Source organism: Agrococcus sp. BE272 (genome assembly GCF_031457935.1).
GTDB lineage: Bacteria > Actinomycetota > Actinomycetes > Actinomycetales > Microbacteriaceae > Agrococcus > Agrococcus sediminis.
Genome location: NZ_JAVDXL010000001.1, coordinates 790,486 through 806,887, shown reverse-complemented (window position 1 = coordinate 806,887; position 16,402 = coordinate 790,486). Strand labels below are relative to the sequence as shown.

At 70.5% G+C, this 16,402-nt stretch carries 16 protein-coding genes and 1 pseudogene; 8 read left to right on the top strand and 9 right to left on the bottom strand.

Going from position 1 to position 16,402, the window contains the following annotated elements; genetic code table 11:
* Positions 1-22: 22 nt before the first annotated feature.
* Positions 23-1,450: an NAD(P)/FAD-dependent oxidoreductase gene (locus J2X49_RS03915; RefSeq protein ID WP_310122792.1), complete on the bottom strand. Its 1,428-nt coding sequence runs from the start codon at positions 1,448-1,450 to the stop codon at positions 23-25.
* A gap of 193 nt (positions 1,451-1,643) precedes the next feature.
* Here J2X49_RS03915 and J2X49_RS03910 point away from each other — a divergent pair, with 193 nt between their 5' ends.
* Positions 1,644-2,159: a hypothetical protein gene (locus J2X49_RS03910; RefSeq protein WP_310122790.1), complete on the top strand. Its 516-nt coding sequence runs from the start codon at positions 1,644-1,646 to the stop codon at positions 2,157-2,159.
* A 15-nt stretch (positions 2,160-2,174) separates the two neighbouring features.
* Here J2X49_RS03910 and J2X49_RS03905 read toward each other — a convergent pair whose 3' ends face one another.
* The 7 genes and pseudogenes from J2X49_RS03905 to J2X49_RS12935 form a co-directional block, all read right to left on the bottom strand.
* On the bottom strand, positions 2,175-2,678 hold the full coding sequence (locus J2X49_RS03905) for a hypothetical protein (protein ID WP_310122788.1): 504 nt from the start codon (positions 2,676-2,678) through the stop codon (positions 2,175-2,177).
* Between the two features lie 317 nt (positions 2,679-2,995).
* Positions 2,996-3,652, bottom strand: coding sequence for a class II aldolase/adducin family protein (locus tag J2X49_RS03900; protein WP_310122786.1), 657 nt, complete (start codon positions 3,650-3,652; stop codon positions 2,996-2,998).
* On the bottom strand, positions 3,645-4,529 hold the full coding sequence (gene lsrF, locus J2X49_RS03895; protein ID WP_310122784.1) for a 3-hydroxy-5-phosphonooxypentane-2,4-dione thiolase: 885 nt from the start codon (positions 4,527-4,529) through the stop codon (positions 3,645-3,647). Before lsrF ends, J2X49_RS03900 begins: the two co-directional genes overlap by 8 nt.
* An 18-nt stretch (positions 4,530-4,547) precedes the next feature.
* The gene (locus J2X49_RS03890) at positions 4,548-4,910 is read right to left on the bottom strand and encodes a cupin domain-containing protein (RefSeq protein ID WP_310122782.1); all 363 of its coding nucleotides are present in this window, start codon (positions 4,908-4,910) and stop codon (positions 4,548-4,550) included.
* 9 nt (positions 4,911-4,919) lie between these two features.
* Positions 4,920-6,875 carry an SDR family oxidoreductase gene (locus J2X49_RS03885; RefSeq protein ID WP_310123933.1) on the bottom strand — a complete coding sequence of 652 codons (1,956 nt, stop codon included), beginning with the start codon at positions 6,873-6,875 and terminating at the stop codon, positions 4,920-4,922.
* Between the two features lie 77 nt (positions 6,876-6,952).
* Positions 6,953-7,444, bottom strand: a complete 492-nt coding sequence (locus J2X49_RS03880; RefSeq protein WP_310122779.1) for a GntR family transcriptional regulator — start codon at positions 7,442-7,444, stop codon at positions 6,953-6,955.
* A gap of 27 nt (positions 7,445-7,471) precedes the next feature.
* Positions 7,472-7,666, bottom strand: a pseudogene (locus J2X49_RS12935) (winged helix-turn-helix domain-containing protein); the annotation flags it as partial.
* Between the two features lie 163 nt (positions 7,667-7,829).
* Between J2X49_RS12935 and mtnA the strand changes: the two are divergent.
* The 6 genes from mtnA to J2X49_RS03850 all read left to right on the top strand — a co-directional run bounded on the left by mtnA (position 7,830) and on the right by J2X49_RS03850 (position 14,778).
* Positions 7,830-8,876, top strand: coding sequence for an S-methyl-5-thioribose-1-phosphate isomerase (gene mtnA / locus J2X49_RS03875; protein WP_310122777.1), 1,047 nt, complete (start codon positions 7,830-7,832; stop codon positions 8,874-8,876).
* A 37-nt stretch (positions 8,877-8,913) separates the two neighbouring features.
* The gene (locus J2X49_RS03870) at positions 8,914-10,017 is read left to right on the top strand and encodes a substrate-binding domain-containing protein (protein ID WP_310122775.1); all 1,104 of its coding nucleotides are present in this window, start codon (positions 8,914-8,916) and stop codon (positions 10,015-10,017) included.
* Positions 10,018-10,109: 92 nt separating this feature from the next.
* Positions 10,110-11,642, top strand: coding sequence for a sugar ABC transporter ATP-binding protein (locus tag J2X49_RS03865; protein WP_246993056.1), 1,533 nt, complete (start codon positions 10,110-10,112; stop codon positions 11,640-11,642).
* Positions 11,639-12,682 carry an ABC transporter permease gene (locus J2X49_RS03860; RefSeq protein WP_310122771.1) on the top strand — a complete coding sequence of 348 codons (1,044 nt, stop codon included), beginning with the start codon at positions 11,639-11,641 and terminating at the stop codon, positions 12,680-12,682. The genes J2X49_RS03865 and J2X49_RS03860 overlap by 4 nt, the downstream gene beginning before the upstream one ends.
* 40 nt (positions 12,683-12,722) lie before the next feature.
* A complete protein-coding gene (mtnK, locus tag J2X49_RS03855) occupies positions 12,723-13,967 on the top strand; it encodes an S-methyl-5-thioribose kinase (protein ID WP_310122768.1) in 1,245 nt (414 codons plus the stop codon).
* A 505-nt stretch (positions 13,968-14,472) separates the two neighbouring features.
* Positions 14,473-14,778 (top strand): putative quinol monooxygenase, encoded by a 306-nt coding sequence (locus J2X49_RS03850; RefSeq protein ID WP_310122765.1) that lies wholly within the window; start codon positions 14,473-14,475, stop codon positions 14,776-14,778.
* A 15-nt stretch (positions 14,779-14,793) separates the two neighbouring features.
* On the opposite strand, the gene J2X49_RS03845 is transcribed toward J2X49_RS03850, so the two are convergent.
* Positions 14,794-15,618, bottom strand: coding sequence for a hypothetical protein (locus J2X49_RS03845; protein ID WP_310122762.1), 825 nt, complete (start codon positions 15,616-15,618; stop codon positions 14,794-14,796).
* Positions 15,619-15,787: 169 nt separating this feature from the next.
* Between J2X49_RS03845 and J2X49_RS03840 the strand changes: the two genes are divergently transcribed.
* A complete protein-coding gene (locus tag J2X49_RS03840) occupies positions 15,788-16,387 on the top strand; it encodes a hypothetical protein (RefSeq protein ID WP_310122758.1) in 600 nt (199 codons plus the stop codon).
* Positions 16,388-16,402 lie beyond the last annotated feature (15 nt).

Sequence of the window (16,402 nt, the reverse complement as noted above, 5' to 3'; positions counted from 1 at the left end):
CTCGCCCCGGGCGGAAACGCGATCAGCCCTCGTGCATGCCGATCTCGCGCAGCGCCGCGTGCGCCGCGTGCCAGCCGCTCATGCCGTGCACGCCGCCGCCGGGCGGGGTCGACGACGAGCAGAGGAAGACGCGGCCGGGCATCGGCACGCGGTACGGGTGCGTGAGCACGGGGCGCGCGAGCTGCTGCGTGCCGGCGAGCGTGCCGCCGCCGATCGAGCCTCCGACGAGGTTGGGGTTCCACAGCTCGAGCGCCGCCGGCGTCATCGGCCGCCGCTCGAGGATGCGGTCGCGGAAGCCGGGGGCGAAGCGCTCGATCTGCGCCTCGATGGCGGCGGATGCGTCGCCCGGCCAGCCGTGCGGCACGTGGGCGTAGGCCCACAGCAGATGCTTCCCCGCGGGCGCGCGCTCGGGGTCGGCGGCGGTCGGCTGGGTCGCGAGCACGAACGGCCGCTCGGGCATGCGGCCGACGGCGACGGCGTGCTCGGCGTCGACGATCTCGGCGAAGGTGCCGCCGAGATGCACGGTGCCGGCGCCGGCGACGCGCTCGTCCTCCCAGGGCACCGGGCCGTCGAGCAGCAGGTCGAGCTTCGACACAGCCGGTCCGTACTTCCAGGTGCGGATGCGCGACGCGTACGGCCCCTCGATGCGGTCGCCCGCCATGCGCGCCAGCTGGTGCGGGGTGACGTCGAGCAGGATCAGGTCGGCCTGCGGCAGCTCGCGCAGGTCGGTCACGTCGACGCCGGTCTCGATGCGGGCCCCGGCCGCCTCGGCGACGCGACGCAGCGCATCCGCGATCGACTGCGACCCGCCTTTCGCGAACGGCCATCCGGCCGAGTGGCCGACGCCGCCGAAGGCGACGCCGAAGGCGCTTGTCATCAGGTGGCCGAGCGGGAGCGTCGCGTGGGTGACGCTGCCGGCGAAGAGCGCCTGCGCGGCGCCGGAGCGGAACGCGGTGCGTGCGAGCAGCGTGGCCGGCCACGCGCCGCGCAGCCCGATGCGCGCGAGCAGCAGCGGGTCGTCGGGGATGCGCAGCAGCGGCCCCAGGATGGCCTCGGCCGTGCCTTCCGGGTCGTCGGTCGCCGGCTGGTGCATGCGCAGCCAGGCGCGGGCGTCGACGCCCAGCTCGCGGCCGGTGCGCTCGGCGTCCTGGTGCAGGATCGCGGCGCGGCCGCCGGGCAGCGGATGCGCCATCGGGTAGTCGGCGTGCACCCACTCGAGCCCGTGGTCGGTGAGCCCGAGCGCCCGGAACGCGGGGCTCGTGATGCCGAACGGGTGGCCGGAGGCGCCTGGGTCGATGATCGCCTGGTCGCCGAACGCGGCGATCGACGCGCTCGCTCCGCCGACGTACGGCAGGCGCTCGAGCACCGTCACCTCGAGCCCTGCGCGGGCGAGCACGGCCGAGGCGGTGAGGCCGTTGGGCCCTGCGCCGACGACGACGGCGGTGGTCATGCGGCCTCCTGGCGGTCGAGTCGGCGGATGCGTCGGGCTCTGCCCGTACGTCGCAAGCCTTGCGCGGGCAGGCTACGCGCACAACCTCCCCGCTCCCTCCGCCGCCCTCCTGCCGCACCGCTGGTCGAGCCGACGGCCCTTCGGGCCGTCGAGTCGAGACCATCCCGCAACCCCCATCCGCCACACTGTCCCCGTGCACCCGACGCCCGCCCCCGCATCCGCCCCACCAATGCCGCTCACGGCGTGGGTTGCGATCCTCGCGCCGCTCGTCGGCATCGCGCTCAAGCTCGCGTCGGCGGGCTGGCTCGCGGTGTTCCTCCTCTTCTGGAGCCCGCTGCTCGTCGCCGGCTACGTGGCGGTCGTGCTGGCCGCCGCGCGCGGCATGCTGCGCCGGCAGGGCGTGCTGCGGCGGCCGGAGCGGCGCTCGCGGGCGCGCATCTGGGCGTGGCTGACGTCGGTCGGCGTGGTCGTGCTCGGGCTCACCGCGATCGACGGCGGCGACACGCGCGAGTCGGTGCAGTCGACCCTCACGCTGCTGCTCGGCGCGCCGACGAGCCCGTCCCCGCTGCACGAGCTCTCGGCGGGCATCGGATGGGCCGCACTGGTCGCGTGGCTCGTCGGCTGGCTCGCGCTGATGGTCGAGTGGGCGGTCGCGGTGCAGGCGACGCGCAGGCCTGCGCCGCGCATCGCGCCGCCGGTCGTCGAGTAGCGGGGCCGCGCCCGCTCAGCCCAGGAAGCGCTCCCGCACGGTCTCGCGGTTGATGCGCTGGATCTCGGCGATCTGCTCCTCCGCGCGGCGCTCAAGGTCGAGCAGCAGGGCGCGGTCGAAGCGGTCGTCGCTGTCGCTCAGCTCGAGCAACGCCTCCCACATCGACAGCTTCGCGCGCACGGCGCCGGTGAGGAAGTCGAGCTCGAACTGCGCCATCGAGCTGCGCCGCTGCCGCAGCAGGTTGACGGGGTTGATGCTGCCGGCCGCCTTGATGGCGAGCGTGAGCATCCGCTTCCAGCCCGCGGGCCGGAAGCCGAGGCGGTGGATGATCCGGGCCAGGTCGCGTCGATCCCGCGCGATCTCGTCGGCGAGGGCGAGCAGCGCCCGCTCGTGCGCCGAGCCCTCGAACGTCTTGGCGGCCGCGTGGAACGCCTGCACGCCGCCCTCGCCCGCGAGCAGGTGCTCGTTGAGGTAGGCGGCGAGGTGCTCGTCGGACTCGGTGCGGCGGTCGGCAGCCATGGGACCTCCTAGGGCTTCGTGCCCTGCAAGCCTGGCGCGTCGGGAGGGCCGGAGCAACCACACGAGTCATCGCTGCGACGGGCTGAATCGTCAACCAGCATATGTCGACAGAACTGTTGCTGGTCGTGTGCACCCCGCAACTGCACGGCGAAGACCGCGTGAGGCAGCGTTGCGATGGTGGTCTACGGGCTCGCTGCCGGCACGGTGCAGCCGCTGACGACGTCATCGATGACGATCATCCCGCCTCGTCGGGAGCGCGAGGCGAGAGCCCGAGCCGGGTGACGCCGGCTCGACCCCGCCCGGGCCCACCGCGGGCCCTAACGCGGGATCGTCTGCCCGAACGCCGCCTCGAGCGCGTCGAGCTGCTGGTCGTCCAAGACCCGGTACTGTCCGATCTGACGCAGTGCCAACGTGAGCTGCGCCGCATACTCGAGACGCTCCATGTCGAGGTACGCGGATTCCAGGTCGGTGCTCCAGGTGAGTGCGCCGTGCTGCTCGAGCAAGCACGCGCGTGCTTTCGCCACCAGCGGGATCACCGACTTGGGCACCGCGGCGGTCGATGGCGTCGCATACGGCGCAACCGGGATCTCCGGCATTGTCAGCACGATCTCGGGCAGCAGCCGGAGCCGCAGCGGTTCGCCGAGCACCGCGAACACCGTGGCGCACGGCGGATGCGCGTGCACGACCGCCCGCACGTCCGCATCTGTGCGATAGACGCCGAGGTGCATCTGCAGCTCCGAGGACGGGCCACCGGCCGATCCAGCCTCGACGACCGTTCCGTCGAGGTCGACGACCGTCAGCTGCTCGGGCGACATGGCGCCCTTGCTCACGCCCGTGGGCGTGCACAGCACAAGATCGTCGTCGAGCCGCATCGAGACGTTGCCGTCGTTGGCGGCGACGAGACCGCGCGACCACATCCGCCGACCGACGTCGACAATGCGGTCGCGCTGTCGCGCATAGGTGAGCTCAGTCATCGGCGCCGGATGACAGCTCCCGATACACGGCGTGCGCTTCGGCGGGCGACGCGTCGTCGTGCACGACGGCGCGCACGGCGGTGATCATGGCCGCAGGCGCCGAGCGCTGGAAGATGTTGCGGCCCATGTCGACACCCGCAGCGCCCTCGGAGATCGCGCGGTGGGCCATGGTGAGGGCGTCGAGCGACGGCAACTTCTTGCCTCCTGCCATGATGACCGGCACCGGGCAGCCGGCGGTGACCCGCTCGAAGCCCTCCTCGCAGTAATAGGTCTTCACGACCTGTGCACCGAGCTCGGCGATGATGCGGGTCGCGAGACCGAGGTAGCGGCTGTCGCGAGCGAGTTCCTTGCCGACGGCGGTGACGCCGAGCACGGGGATGCCTACGCGGTAGCCCGCGTCGACGAGCCGGGTCAGGTTGTGCACTGACTGCGTCTCGTGCTCGCCCCCGATGAAGACCTGCACGGCGACCGCTGCGGCATCGATTCGGACCGCATCCTCCATGTCCATCGCGATGCGCTCATCCGAGAGGTCCTTGAGGATCGACGGGCCTCCGGATGCGCGGAGCACGAGCGCTCCATCGATGCCGGCAGGGATGACCGAGCGGATGATGCCGCGGGTGGCCATGAGCGCGTCGGCCTTCGGCGCGAGCGGGACGATCCCGAGGTCAACGCGCTCCAGGCCCGACGTCGGTCCCTGGAAGTAGCCGTGGTCGAACGCGAGCATCACCGTGCGCCCATCGGCGTCGAAGATGCGCGCGAGGCGGTGGCGCATGCCGAAATCGAGCTGGCCTGCGCCCTTCACGTGGAAGCCGGGCGTCTGCTGCGGGCGCCCGACTCCGTAGTCCTTGGCGTCGATGGTGGCTTCTGTGTCGGCCATGATGCGTCCTCTCAGGGGTCAGCGGTCGGTAGGCGCCCAGGCGACGACACTCGTGTCGCCGGGGCTGGGGGGGGTCTTGAGGAAGACAAGACGACACAGGCTGGTCGACTCGTTCTCGAGGTAGTGGTGCTCACCGGGCGGGCACGAGGCGATGTCGCCCGTCGCCAGCACGCTGCGGTGGGCACGGGCCGTCCAGAGCGTCACCTCGCCCTCGACGATGACGAAGCTCTCGTGGCAGTGCTCGTGGAAGTGGTTGTCGATGTGATCGCCCGGCCGGAGCGCGACGACGCCGATCTCGGCACCCTCGTGTCGGATGAGGTAGGCCGGGCCCCACTCGCCGTTCCGGTAGTCGACGGTGCCGTTCATGGTCGCGCGCTGCATCGGTCCTCCTCAGATCACTCGCTCGTTGCCGCCGTCGATGGGGATCTGGGCGCCTGTTGTGCAGGCGAACGTGTCGCTTGCCACCGTGGCCACCAGTTCCCCGACCTTCTGGCTCGTCACCTCGGCGCGCAGAAGGTTGCGGCGCTTGTACTCGTCGACGCTCATCCCGTAGTGCTCGGCTCGTGCGGCGAGCAGCTCAGGCGTCCAGAGGGCGGTATCGAACACGGCGTCCGGATGCACGATGTTGACGCGGATGCCGAGGGGCGCCCACTCCAGGGCCGCGACGCGAGCGACTTGAGTGAGGGCCGCCTTCGATGCGGAGTAGGCCGCCGCGCCAGGTCCGGGAGCCGCCACGTTCTTCGACGCGACGACGCAGACGTCGCCGCCGCCGACCGCGTGCTCGAGGATCGGGCCCGCGAGCCGCAGCAGCGTCACTACCGAAGTGACATTGATCGCCAGCGTGCGTTCCCAGAGCCGAGGGTCGAGGTCGACCAGGTGCTCGGCCGCCGGAAAGATTCCGGCCGCTGGCACGAGCACGTCGAGGCCGCCGAAGCGCTCGACTGCGTGCGCGATGGCAGCGGTCTGGGCGCGCTCGTCGCTGACGTCGAGCGTCTGGCCGAGCCAGCGGTCGCCTTCGAAGGTCGTCTCGACGGCGGGATTGACGTCCCAGCCGACGACCGCTGCGCCGCGGTCGAGGAAGGCGGCGGCGCACGCGCGCCCGATGCCTGAGGCGGCGCCCGTCACGAGCACGATCCGGCCGGCCATCGGCGCCGCGGGATCGCGACGGGTGAGCTTGGCGCGCTGAGCTGGCCAGTGCTCGAGCTCGTGCACGTGCGCCTCGTCGGCGGGATGGTATCCCCCGAGCGCCTCCGCGCGCCGGATGACCGAGACCGCGTGCTCCATGATCTCGGTGACGATCTGCGCCTCCGCGGGTGAGCGGCCGACGGTCAGGAGTCCGAGTCCGGGGTCGAGCAGCGCCCGAGGGAACGCGGTCCGCATCGCCTCGTCGGAGGCGCCCCCGTGGCGCTCCAGGTAGGCGACGTACCAGTCGCGGAAGTCGGCGGGAGACTCTGCGATGGCGGGTCGAGGCCCGAGCCACGTCACGTGATCAGGGGTGACGGGGCCGCGTCGGAGTGCCGTTGCGAGCGCAGGATCGTGCAACGCGGCGACGGCGGGGGCCGCCGCGTGCCGCTCGACGATGACAGGGAGGCCGGCGACATCGGCGATAGCGCGGCGGAGCGCAGCGACGCGCTCCGCGTCAGCGAGCGTCGAGAGGGCTGCAGGCCCTTCTTCGACCTGGGGCGCGGACGCCTCCTGGGTCTCGAGCCCCCGTCCAGCCCGCTCGACGACGGTCGCGTGCGCGGCGAGCGCATCCGCTGCTGTGTCGCCGAACGCGAAGACGCCGTGCTGCAGCACGACGATCGCGATGAGCGCCTCGCCCTCGCGCTCCGCCAGGCAAGCGCGCACCGCCTCTCCCAGCGGCACGCCCGGCGTGGCGTAGTCGACCACTGCGACGCCTGCGCCCAGCACCCGCTCCGCCCGCGCCCGGGCGTCAGGCGTGTCTGTGAGGGCGAGCACCGCATCCGCGTGCGAGTGCAGCACGAAGCGCTGCGGGATATGGGCGTGGACGAGGGACTCGACCGACGGCTCCGGGGAGGGCGTGTCGAGCTGGGCAAGCCGTAGCGCGTCGGCGAGCCGATCCTGCGTGATCCCGCGCTCGGGCGTCAGCGCGCGCACCCGCGCGAGCGACAGCGGCGCGAACCCGCGCTCGTCGATGGTCGCGAGGCTCGACCCCGATCCCTTGACGAACAGCGCAGTCTCAACACCGCCGTCGACCCGGGTGACCTCGGCCTTGACGGAGGTGTTGCCGCCGCCGTGCAGCACGAGCGAGCGGTCGGCCCCGATCGCGTGCGATGCCTCCAGGAGGTCTCGGAGCGCAATGGCTGACGATGGTGCGAGGTCCACATCGATCACTCTCCCTGTGCAAGTTGTTTGACAACGTAGCAGGAAGAGACGAGTGGATGTAAACCTTTTAGGTCGGGCTACGGGCGCCGCATGATCGTGAACTCGTACCGGCCTTCGAGGAAGTACGTCCGCGAGTACAGCAGCGGCGTCTCGTCCCGGTCGTAGTGCACCTGGTCGAGGAGCACGTAGAGGGGCGGCTGCGAGGCCGGCACGTCCCACCCGATGTGGTCGGAGGCTACGGCGTGCACCCGCGCGACCGCGTGGTGCGGGTGGAGGTCGCGCTCCTGACGCAGGTACGAGAACAGGGAGTCCTGCACTACGTCCGGATCCTCGCCCTCCGGGAACACGCCGATCGGCATCAGGTCGTAGGAGTAGGCGACGACCTCGCCGTCGGCGAGGATCGAGCGTCGTAACTCGAGAGCCATCGCATCGGCGGTCGTGCCTAGACGAGCGGCCTCTTCCGGCATCAGCGGTCGAATTGTGCGGCTCTTGTAGCGCATCCCCGGCTCGCGACCCATGCCGCGGATCGACTCGGTGATCGAGTCGAGTCGCTCGAGTCCTGCGGTCACAGCGGGGGCGTCGGCGACGAAGCTCCCCACACCGTGCTGCGTGCGCACGAGTCCCGTCGCCTCGAGCTCACGCAGCGCGGCGCGTACGGTCGGTCGCGAGACTTCGAAGTGGGCGGCGAGTTGAGACTCCGGCGGCAGCCGACCCCCGGTCTCGTACTCCCCGCCTGCGATCGCCGCTCGGAGGCCGTCGGCGACCCGTTCCACTCGCGAACCTTGCTTCATGGCCGCCTCCCCGTGGCGTCTCGCTGACGACAGCGCGCCGAGATCATGCGCCTCACATTACCGTTTCTGCTTGAAGTGTGACAGGCGTTGACATAGTTGTCAGTCAACGACTACGGTCGCACCTGCGGAGGCCATCCGCGCAACCGACCGAGGAGGGTCGACCGTGGCACGAGCAATCGAGTGGATCGAGCCAGACGGCGCCGTCGGCGTGCTGCGGCTGCTCGACCAGACTGCCCTCCCGCTCGAGGAGCGGATGCTGGAGATCAGCAGCGTCGACGAACTGATCGACGCGATCCAGCGGCTCGCGGTCCGCGGAGCTCCGGCGCTCGGCGCTGCGGGCGCGTACGGCGTTGTCATCGCCATGCAGCAGGCCGCGCGAGAGGGCTGGGACCAGCAGCACCTCGCCGACGCCATCACGCGAATCGCGTACGCGCGACCGACCGCCGTCAATCTCGCGTGGGGCGCGCGCCGCGTCGACGCCGTGCGCGGCGGCGGCATGGAGCTCGTGCTGCTCGAGGCCCACGCCGTCGCCCGCGAGGACGAGGCCGCGAACCGCGAGCTGTCGCGGCTCGGCGCCGACTGGCTGCTCGCGACGCTCGGCGACCGGCCGCTCCGCGCCATCACGCATTGCAACACCGGCGCGCTGGCGACGAGCGCGTGGGGTACGGCCTACGGCATCCTGAGGGAGCTGCACGACCGAGGGCGTCTCGAGATGGTGCATGTCGACGAGACGCGCCCGCTGCTGCAAGGCGTCCGCCTGACGAGCTGGGAGCTGCAGCGCGACGGGATCGACCACGTCGTCCAGTGCGACGGGGCTGCGGCGAGCACGATCCTGCGCGGGCTGGTCGACTTCGCCGTCATCGGCGCGGACCGCATCACGGCCAATGGCGACGCCGCCAACAAGATCGGCTCGGTGGGGGTTGCGCTCGCCGCGAAGCGAGCTGGCATTCCCTTCGTGGTGGCCGCGCCGTACTCGTCGGTGGACGAGCGCACGGCGACCGGTGACGAGATCGAGATCGAGGAGCGATCCGACGCGGAGGTGCTGCAGTTCGGGGGCGTGAGCGTCGCAGCTCCGGGCGTGCGCGCGTTCAACCCCGCCTTCGATGTCACTCCGCACGATCTGATCGCTGCCATCGTCACGGAGCGCGGCGTGGTCGAGCCGAGCGATGCCGACGTCCCGCTCTTCATGACAGAGACGACCCGGGACTAGCCCGGGCCGCTGCACCACCAGCACGAAAGGAAACGCAATGATGCGATTCACCAGCAGGACAGGCCCGATCGTCGCACTAGGGGCGCTCGCGTTCATGCTCGCCGGCTGCACGCAAGGGGACGCGGCGCCGAGTGAGGCGCCGGCAGACACAGGCGCAGTCAGCGAGGCCACGGGCGACGCCCCCGCGCCGTTCGACCAGGACGGCGTGCGCCTCGCCATCGTCCAGCAGTCCGGCCAGGGCGACTACTTCCAGCAGTACCTGAACGGCACGCGCCGCCAGGCCGAGGCCCTCGGCGTCGACCTGAGCGTGTACGACGCGCAGGGCGACAACGCGACGCAGGCCACGCAGCTCGACCAGGCGATCTCCGAGGGCGTCGACGGCATCATCGTGCGTCACGGCTTCCCCGACACGCTCTGCCCGGGCGTCAACCGCGCCATCGAGCAGGGTATCGCCGTCATCATCTACGACGTCGAGATCCAGGAGTGCGCACCGGAGGCTGTGCAGACACAGCAGTCCGACGCGGTGATGGCGCAACTCGTGCTCGACCGCATGCTGGAGGACGTCGGCGCCGATGCCGCAGTCGGCTACGTGAACGTGTTGGGCATCGCCCCGCTCGACCGGCGCCACACGGTCTGGCAGGAGTACGTCGCCGACAACGGCTGGCAGCAGGCGTTCCAGACGGGTGCGTTCACGAACTCGACCGCGAGCGACAGCGCTCCCATGGTCACGGCGGCGGTGCAGGCGAACCCCGACATCCAGGCGATCTACGCTCCGTACGACGAGTTCACCAAGGGAACGCTTACCGGCCTCGATCAGGTGAGCGGCACGGAGGACGTGCTGGTCTACGGCGCCGATATCTCGAACGCCGACATCGAGCTCATGCGGGCCGATGGCAGCCGCTGGGTGGCCACGGGGGCGACGGACCCGAACGCCATCGGTGCCGCCGTGCTCCGCACCCTCGCGCTCCACATGGCCGGCGAGCTCGACGGCATGACGGTCGACTTCCCGCCCATCCTCGTCACGCAGGAGACCCTCCGCGACCAGGACATCCAGAACATGGAGGATCTGCGCGCGGCCCAGCCCGAGCTGAACCTCTCCGACGTCTCGAGCGCCGACTGGATCCCTTCGGTCGAGTTCTGATTCATGGGGGTGGGGGCGGCGCCCAGTCGCCACCCCCACCGCCGCGAGACCGACTCGACGCAGGCCCTGTCCACACACGACGGAGAAGACACATGGAGACAGATGCAGCCGGCGCCGACGTGCCTGCGCTCGCCCTCGCGAACCTGACGAAGCGGTTCGGTCCGACAGAGGTGCTCAAGGGCGTCGACCTGGCGCTCCACTCGGGCCGCGTCACCGCGTTGCTCGGCGCCAACGGGGCAGGCAAGTCGACGCTCATCAAGGTGCTCGCGGGTGTGCACGCTCCGTCCGGAGGCGACGTGATGCTGGCGGGTGCGCCCGTCTCGCTCGACAGCCCCGCGTCCGCCTCGCGCCTCGGGATCAGGACGGTCCACCAGCGCATCGACGACGCGATCGTCCCCGGCCTGAGCGTCGCGGAGAACCTGGTGTTCGAGGCCATCGCGCAAGGGACGACGAGCCGCTTCGGCTCGCTCCGCTCGATCCTGCCCAAGGCACGCGAGGTGGCGGGCACGCTCGACCTCGACTGGTCGGATGCCTTCCTGCGCCAGGACGTGCACGAGCTCGGGATCGCGGACTGCCAGATGCTGCTGCTTGCGCGCGCGCTCGCGACGACGCCGAAGGTGCTGATCCTCGACGAGCCCACCTCGACGCTGTCGAAGTCCGAGGCCGATCGCCTGTTCGAGCTCGTGCGCGCGTTGCGCGATCGCGGCGTCGCCATCCTCTACGTGTCGCATCGGCTCGGCGAGGTGCGTGCGCTCGCGGACGACATCGCGGTCCTTCGGGATGGGCGCATCGTCGACCGGCAGCACCGCCCGGTCGACCTGGATCGCGCGGTCACCGCGATGCTGGGCGAGGGCGTCATCCACGATCAAGAGGCCATCGACGAGCTGCAGGGGACGGAGGTCGCGCTCGAGTTGCGCGACCTGCAAGTGCTCGCTGAAGGGCCGACCATCGACCTTGAACTGTGCCGCGGTGAGGTGACCGGCATCATCGGGCTCGTCGGAGCCGGAAAGACGGAGCTCGCCGAGCATCTCTTCGGTGTGCGCCAGGTGCGCCCAGGGACGATGCTGCTCCACGGCAAGTCCTTCGCTCCGCGGTCGCCGAAGGCCGCTATCCGCCATGGCGTCCACCTGGTACCCGAGGATCGCGCGGCACATGGCATGCTGCCCGGCTGGTCGCTGACCCGCACCTTCACCCTGCCCTTCCTCCGCACTTTCGAGCGCGGAATCGTGATGCAGCGCAGCCGTGAAGCGACAGGCGCGAAGCAGGCGATCGCCGAGTTCGGCATCGTCACGAGCGGGCCCGAGCAGGCTGTGGATGCCCTGTCCGGCGGCAATCAACAGAAGGTCATGGTCGCGCGCTGGATGCAGCGGCGCCCCGAGATCCTGGTGCTCGACGAGCCGTTCCGCGGCGTCGACATCGGTGCTCGGCGGGAGATCGCCAAACGAGCCCGTGGGCAAGCGGCCGACGGCTCCTGCGTCGTGATGATCTGCAGCGACGTGGAGGAGGTCCGAGAGATGGCCGACCGCATCGTCGTCATGGTCGAGGGCAGGATCACCTTGGACGCCCGCGCCTCGGCGGTGCGCAACGAAGACATCGTGAAGAGCATGACGGAGGTCGTTCAATGACGAGCATCACAGCGAGCAGGGTCACCGGTGGTGTGCCGAGCGGCGTGCGGATTCGAGAGGTCGTGGTCAAGTACGGCTTCATCGCCGTGACGATCGGGGCGTTCGCGTTCTTCGCTCTCACGCAGCCGGCGTTCGCAACGCCCAACGCGATGTTCTCGATGCTCAAGTTCGCGTCTGTCACCGCGATCCTCGGCCTCGGCGTCATGTTCAGCATGATCGTCGGCGGGCTCGATCTGTCGATCGGCGCAGTCGCTGGGCTCGGTGTGCAGCTGGCGGCGATGATGATGGTCTTTTTTAACCTCACCGGCACGATGGCTGTGTCACTTGTGCTGCTCGCCGGACTCGCGGTGGGCCTCGTCAACGCGTTCCTCATCGTGGTCTGCAAGATCCCAGACCTGCTCGCCACGCTCGGGATGATGTTCGTCATCCAGGGCGCAAAGCTGATCCCGGTCTCTGGTCAGTCGGTCTCGTCGGGCATGATCCTGCCGGACGGCCGCACGGCGCCCGGGAGGTTCGACCCGACGTTCCTCACGATCGACCGCGGCGCGATCGGGCCGGTGCCGATCCCTGTCGCGATCATGCTGCTGCTGGTCATCGCGACCTGGTTCGTGCTCTCGCGCACGTCGTGGGGACGCATCCTCTACGCGATCGGAGCGAACCCGGAGGCGGCGCGACTCGCGGGGATCCGGGTCGGGCTGCATCGCGGCGCCGCCTACGTGGTCTCGTCGATGTTCGCCTCCGTCGCAGGCATCATCCTGGTCGCTCGCATCGGTCAGGGCGACGTCAACGCTGGTGCGTCGAGCCTGCTTGAGGCGGTGGCGGTTGCGCTCGTCGGCACCTCCGTGCTCGGGCTCGCGAAGCCCAACGCGTGGGGCACACTGCTCGGGGCGGTGCTGATCGCGATCGTGCTCACGGGCATGACGATGATGGGTGCGCAGTACTACCACCAGGACACCGCGAAGGGCGTGGTGCTCATCGTCGCACTGCTCTTCTCCTTCACTCTGTCCACCCGCAAGGTCCGGTACCAGCCGGCGACCTAGCCGGTAGCCCACTCATTACGTCGACACGGAGGTCATCGCTGTGAGCGCAGACGTCAAGGCAGAGCCCTATGAGTTCCTCACGGAGCAGACGGTCGTCGACTATGTCCGTGACCACGACCAGCTCAGGAGTCGGATCGACGTCCGTCGGGTCGCGCGCGTGCGGGAGATCGGCGACGGCAATCTCAACCTCGTCTTCCATGTCGTGGACAAGGACGGGCGGGGGATCATCCTCAAGCAGGCCCTGCCCTATGTGCGCATGGTCGGAGACGGGTGGCCGATGACGCCCGAGCGCGCACAGCGCGAGGCACACTCCCTGCAGACGCACCACGCGCTCGCACCGAACGTGGTGTGCGAGGTACTGGCCTACGACCCGGAGCAGCACGTGCTCGCGCTCGAGGACCTGAGCGACCACCGGGTGTGGCGGGATGCGCTGAACCACGGTCTCAGGCATTCCGGCGTCGCGGACGCGCTCGGACGGTATGTCGCGGGCGTCGCGGTGGGGACGTCCGTCCTCGGCCTGGACCGAGTCGAGGTGAGCGAGCAGATCGCCTCGACACAGAACCCGGAGCTGTGCGTCATCACTGAGGATCTCGTGTTCACGGAGCCGTCCTTCGACATCGGGCGCAACGCGGTGCTGCCTGAGAATCAGCCGGACGCGGATGCCCTGGCGTCCGACGCGGTCTTCCGCGGGGCGATGGCGGAGGCGAAGTGGCGGTTCATGACCAGGACGGAGGCGCTCATCCACGGGGACCTGCACACCGGTTCGGTGATGGTGCGCGCTCAGGGTGGCGGCACCGCGGCAGACTCAGTCAAGGTGTTCGACTCGGAGTTCGCCTTCTACGGGCCGGTCGCGTTCGACATCGGGGCGCTCTGGGCGAACTACGCCTTCGCGGCGGCCCGCGCGGACGCGCTCGGCGATCGTGAGCGCGCTATGTGGGCGATCGGTCTCCTCGACGAGACGTGGGAGGCGTTCACCGAGGAATACCGTCGACTCTCGACGAACTGGTCGGAGCGTCGGCTCTGGGATCAGGAGTTCGTCGAGCGCCGGCTTGGTGAGATCCTTCGAGAATCGACACTCTTCGCTGCGGCCAAGATGTCGCGGCGCATCGTGGGGGCGGCGAAGGTGGCCGACATCGAGACGCTCGAGCCGGAGATCCGTGTCGGTGCCGCGCGGCACGTGCTGCTCGCCGCGCGCGATCTCGCCGCATCGTGGGAGTCGATCGCCGGGCCGCAGGACGTCGCCCGCCGGCTCTCCGAGTGCCTCGGTCTGAACGTGCAGCGCTGACGCGGGCTGAGCGATCCCGGAAGCCCGAGCACGGCGCCACGCGCCATGTTCGTCTCATGAGCCCCCGTAGCGGCACGCGCCGCCGCCGCCTACGCTCACTCGAACGTAGCCCTTCGAGCCCCGCCTCATGGCGACCGGCGGTATCGTCACGCTCCCGGCGCCGATTGTCGCAGTGCTCGCCAAGCTTCGGTCGTTCGGGTGGCTGACGCTCATCGCGATCGGGTGCCTCTTCGTCTGGATCCCCGGCTATGCCGTGCTGGTGCTCGCCGCCGCGCGAGGCATGCTTCGGCGCGGTGGCCTGCTGCGGCGCGGTGGCAGGCGCGCCCGCTCGAGCACTGGGCGCAGGCGATCCCAGCGATGCTGCCGTGGTTCGGCATCTGCCTGGCGTTCCTGTTCGGGGTGACGTACCTGCCGGTGCTGTTCGGCTGGTTCTAGCCCCCTGGGTGCGCGGGGGTCGGCGCATGTCGCCGGCCCCCGCGCGCATCATCGCTGGCAGAGTCGACGCATGACGCAGCACTGCATCGCCGTGGCCACCTACACCGCCAAGCCCGACGCGACCGAGCAGGTCGCGATGCTGCTGCCGCAGCTGGCCGCCGCCAGCCGCGCGGAGGAGGGCAACATCTCCTACTCGGTCGCCCGCGACCTCGAGCGCCCGAACGTCTTCACGATCGTCGAGGTCTTCAGGGACCCGGATGCGTTCGCCGCGCACCGTGAGAGCGCCCACTTCGCGTCGATCGGCAAGATGCAGATCATCCCGCTGCTCGAGAGCCGCGTGGTCGTCGGGTACGAGGGCGACGGGGTCATCGACTGACAGGGTCTCCGGGCGTCATGGGCTGATGGACGCACCGACCGACTCGGGGATCTCGGCCCTCGTCACGGTGAGCGTCTCGATCAGGTGGTGCGCGAGCGCGGCATCGGTTCCGGGCGGCAGGAAGATCTGCACCAACAGGAACACCGCACCGTCCTCGGAGCTCGCGTAGATCTCCCACAGTCGCATCCCGTCGGTCTGCGCGCAGTTGTCCCAGCTCGTCGAGACGCCTGCGAAGCCGGTCGGCAGCGCCAGGTCGTCGGTCGCATGCAGGCACTGGTCGATCGACCAGTCGAGCTCCTCGGCCAGCGCACCGAGGGCTGTCGTCCGCTCCGCCGGCGTCGCCTCCGGCAACCCGTAGCGGGCGGCCGTCGCGGTCGACGCCCCGACGTAGATCGCAGGCTCGCCCCAGTCGCTGCCGTCGCCGACACCATCGCCGGCCAGCAGGGACGCGCCCGGCTCACGGATGCCACTGGTCGCGAAGTCGTACGGGGCGTCGACGACCATCCAGTCGGCGGGGATCTCGAGCGAGACGGCGCCCTCCGTGTCCGTCACGGTCTTGAACTCGACCTCGGGAGCCGACTGGCCCGACGTCGCGCCGCCGAGCATCGCGAACAGCTGATCGACGCGCGCCGGGGTGATGAGCGCCGTGGCCGCCGCGCCAGCGATCGCGGTGCCGAGCACGCTTGCCACAGCGATCGCTGCAGCACGACGACCCCGCGGCCGAGTCGCCTGCGGACCGACGGCGTCCGAAAGGTGAGTTGCCTTCCCGGCACCCGGTGCCAGGCCACGACTTGCCTTGGGAGTGCGGGCAGCCGGAGGGTCGCTGGAGGGAACGGGCATCGCAACCGCCTCGGGTCGTCAGGCAGGTAGCCACACTGTAGGGGGCGGCGACGGCGTGCACCAGCAGCGTTCTGGCCGACCGATCCCGGCCGAAGGGGCGCTCGGTCTGGCGCGGGTCGGCCGCCGGCGTCGATACGGTTGCACAGTCGCACGACCGAGGAGGACCCCCATGCCCGAGCTGGCGAACGGCAAGTACGTGTCGCAGGCCGACGCCGTGCGGCAGTGGTGGCCGGCCGCCCGCGAGGTGCTCGTCGAGACCGCCCGCGAGTACGGCGCGTGGATCACCTATGAGGACCTGAGCGCGCGGATCCAGGCGAGCACCGGCATCACGACGAAGCAGCCGGTGGACGAGTGGATCGCGCGTGTGCTCGGCGCGGTGGCGACGGATGCGGAGCAGCGCGGAGAGCCGCGACTCACGTCGCTGTGCGTCACGGCCGAGCGCCGCATCGACGAGAACTACGCGGGCGTGCCGAGCGGCACGGATGAGCGCACGCGCGAGCGGGCCGCCGCGGACGACCGCCTTGCGTGCTACCGCTTCTTCGGGGCCGAGATGCCTGCCGATGGCGGGAGCGCGGTCCTGCTCGCGCCGGCACCCGCTCGCCGCGAGCGCCGCGCGAGCAGCCGCAGCAGCGCGCCGCGCAGCAGCAGCCCCACGCGCACGCCGCCGCGACCGGCGATGCGCGAGACGACCTGCCCGAACTGCTTCATGGTCGTGCCCGCGGCGGCGCGCTGCCGCGAGTGCGACGAGCCGCTGCCGGCCGAGGCCTGAAGATGCGTCGAGCTG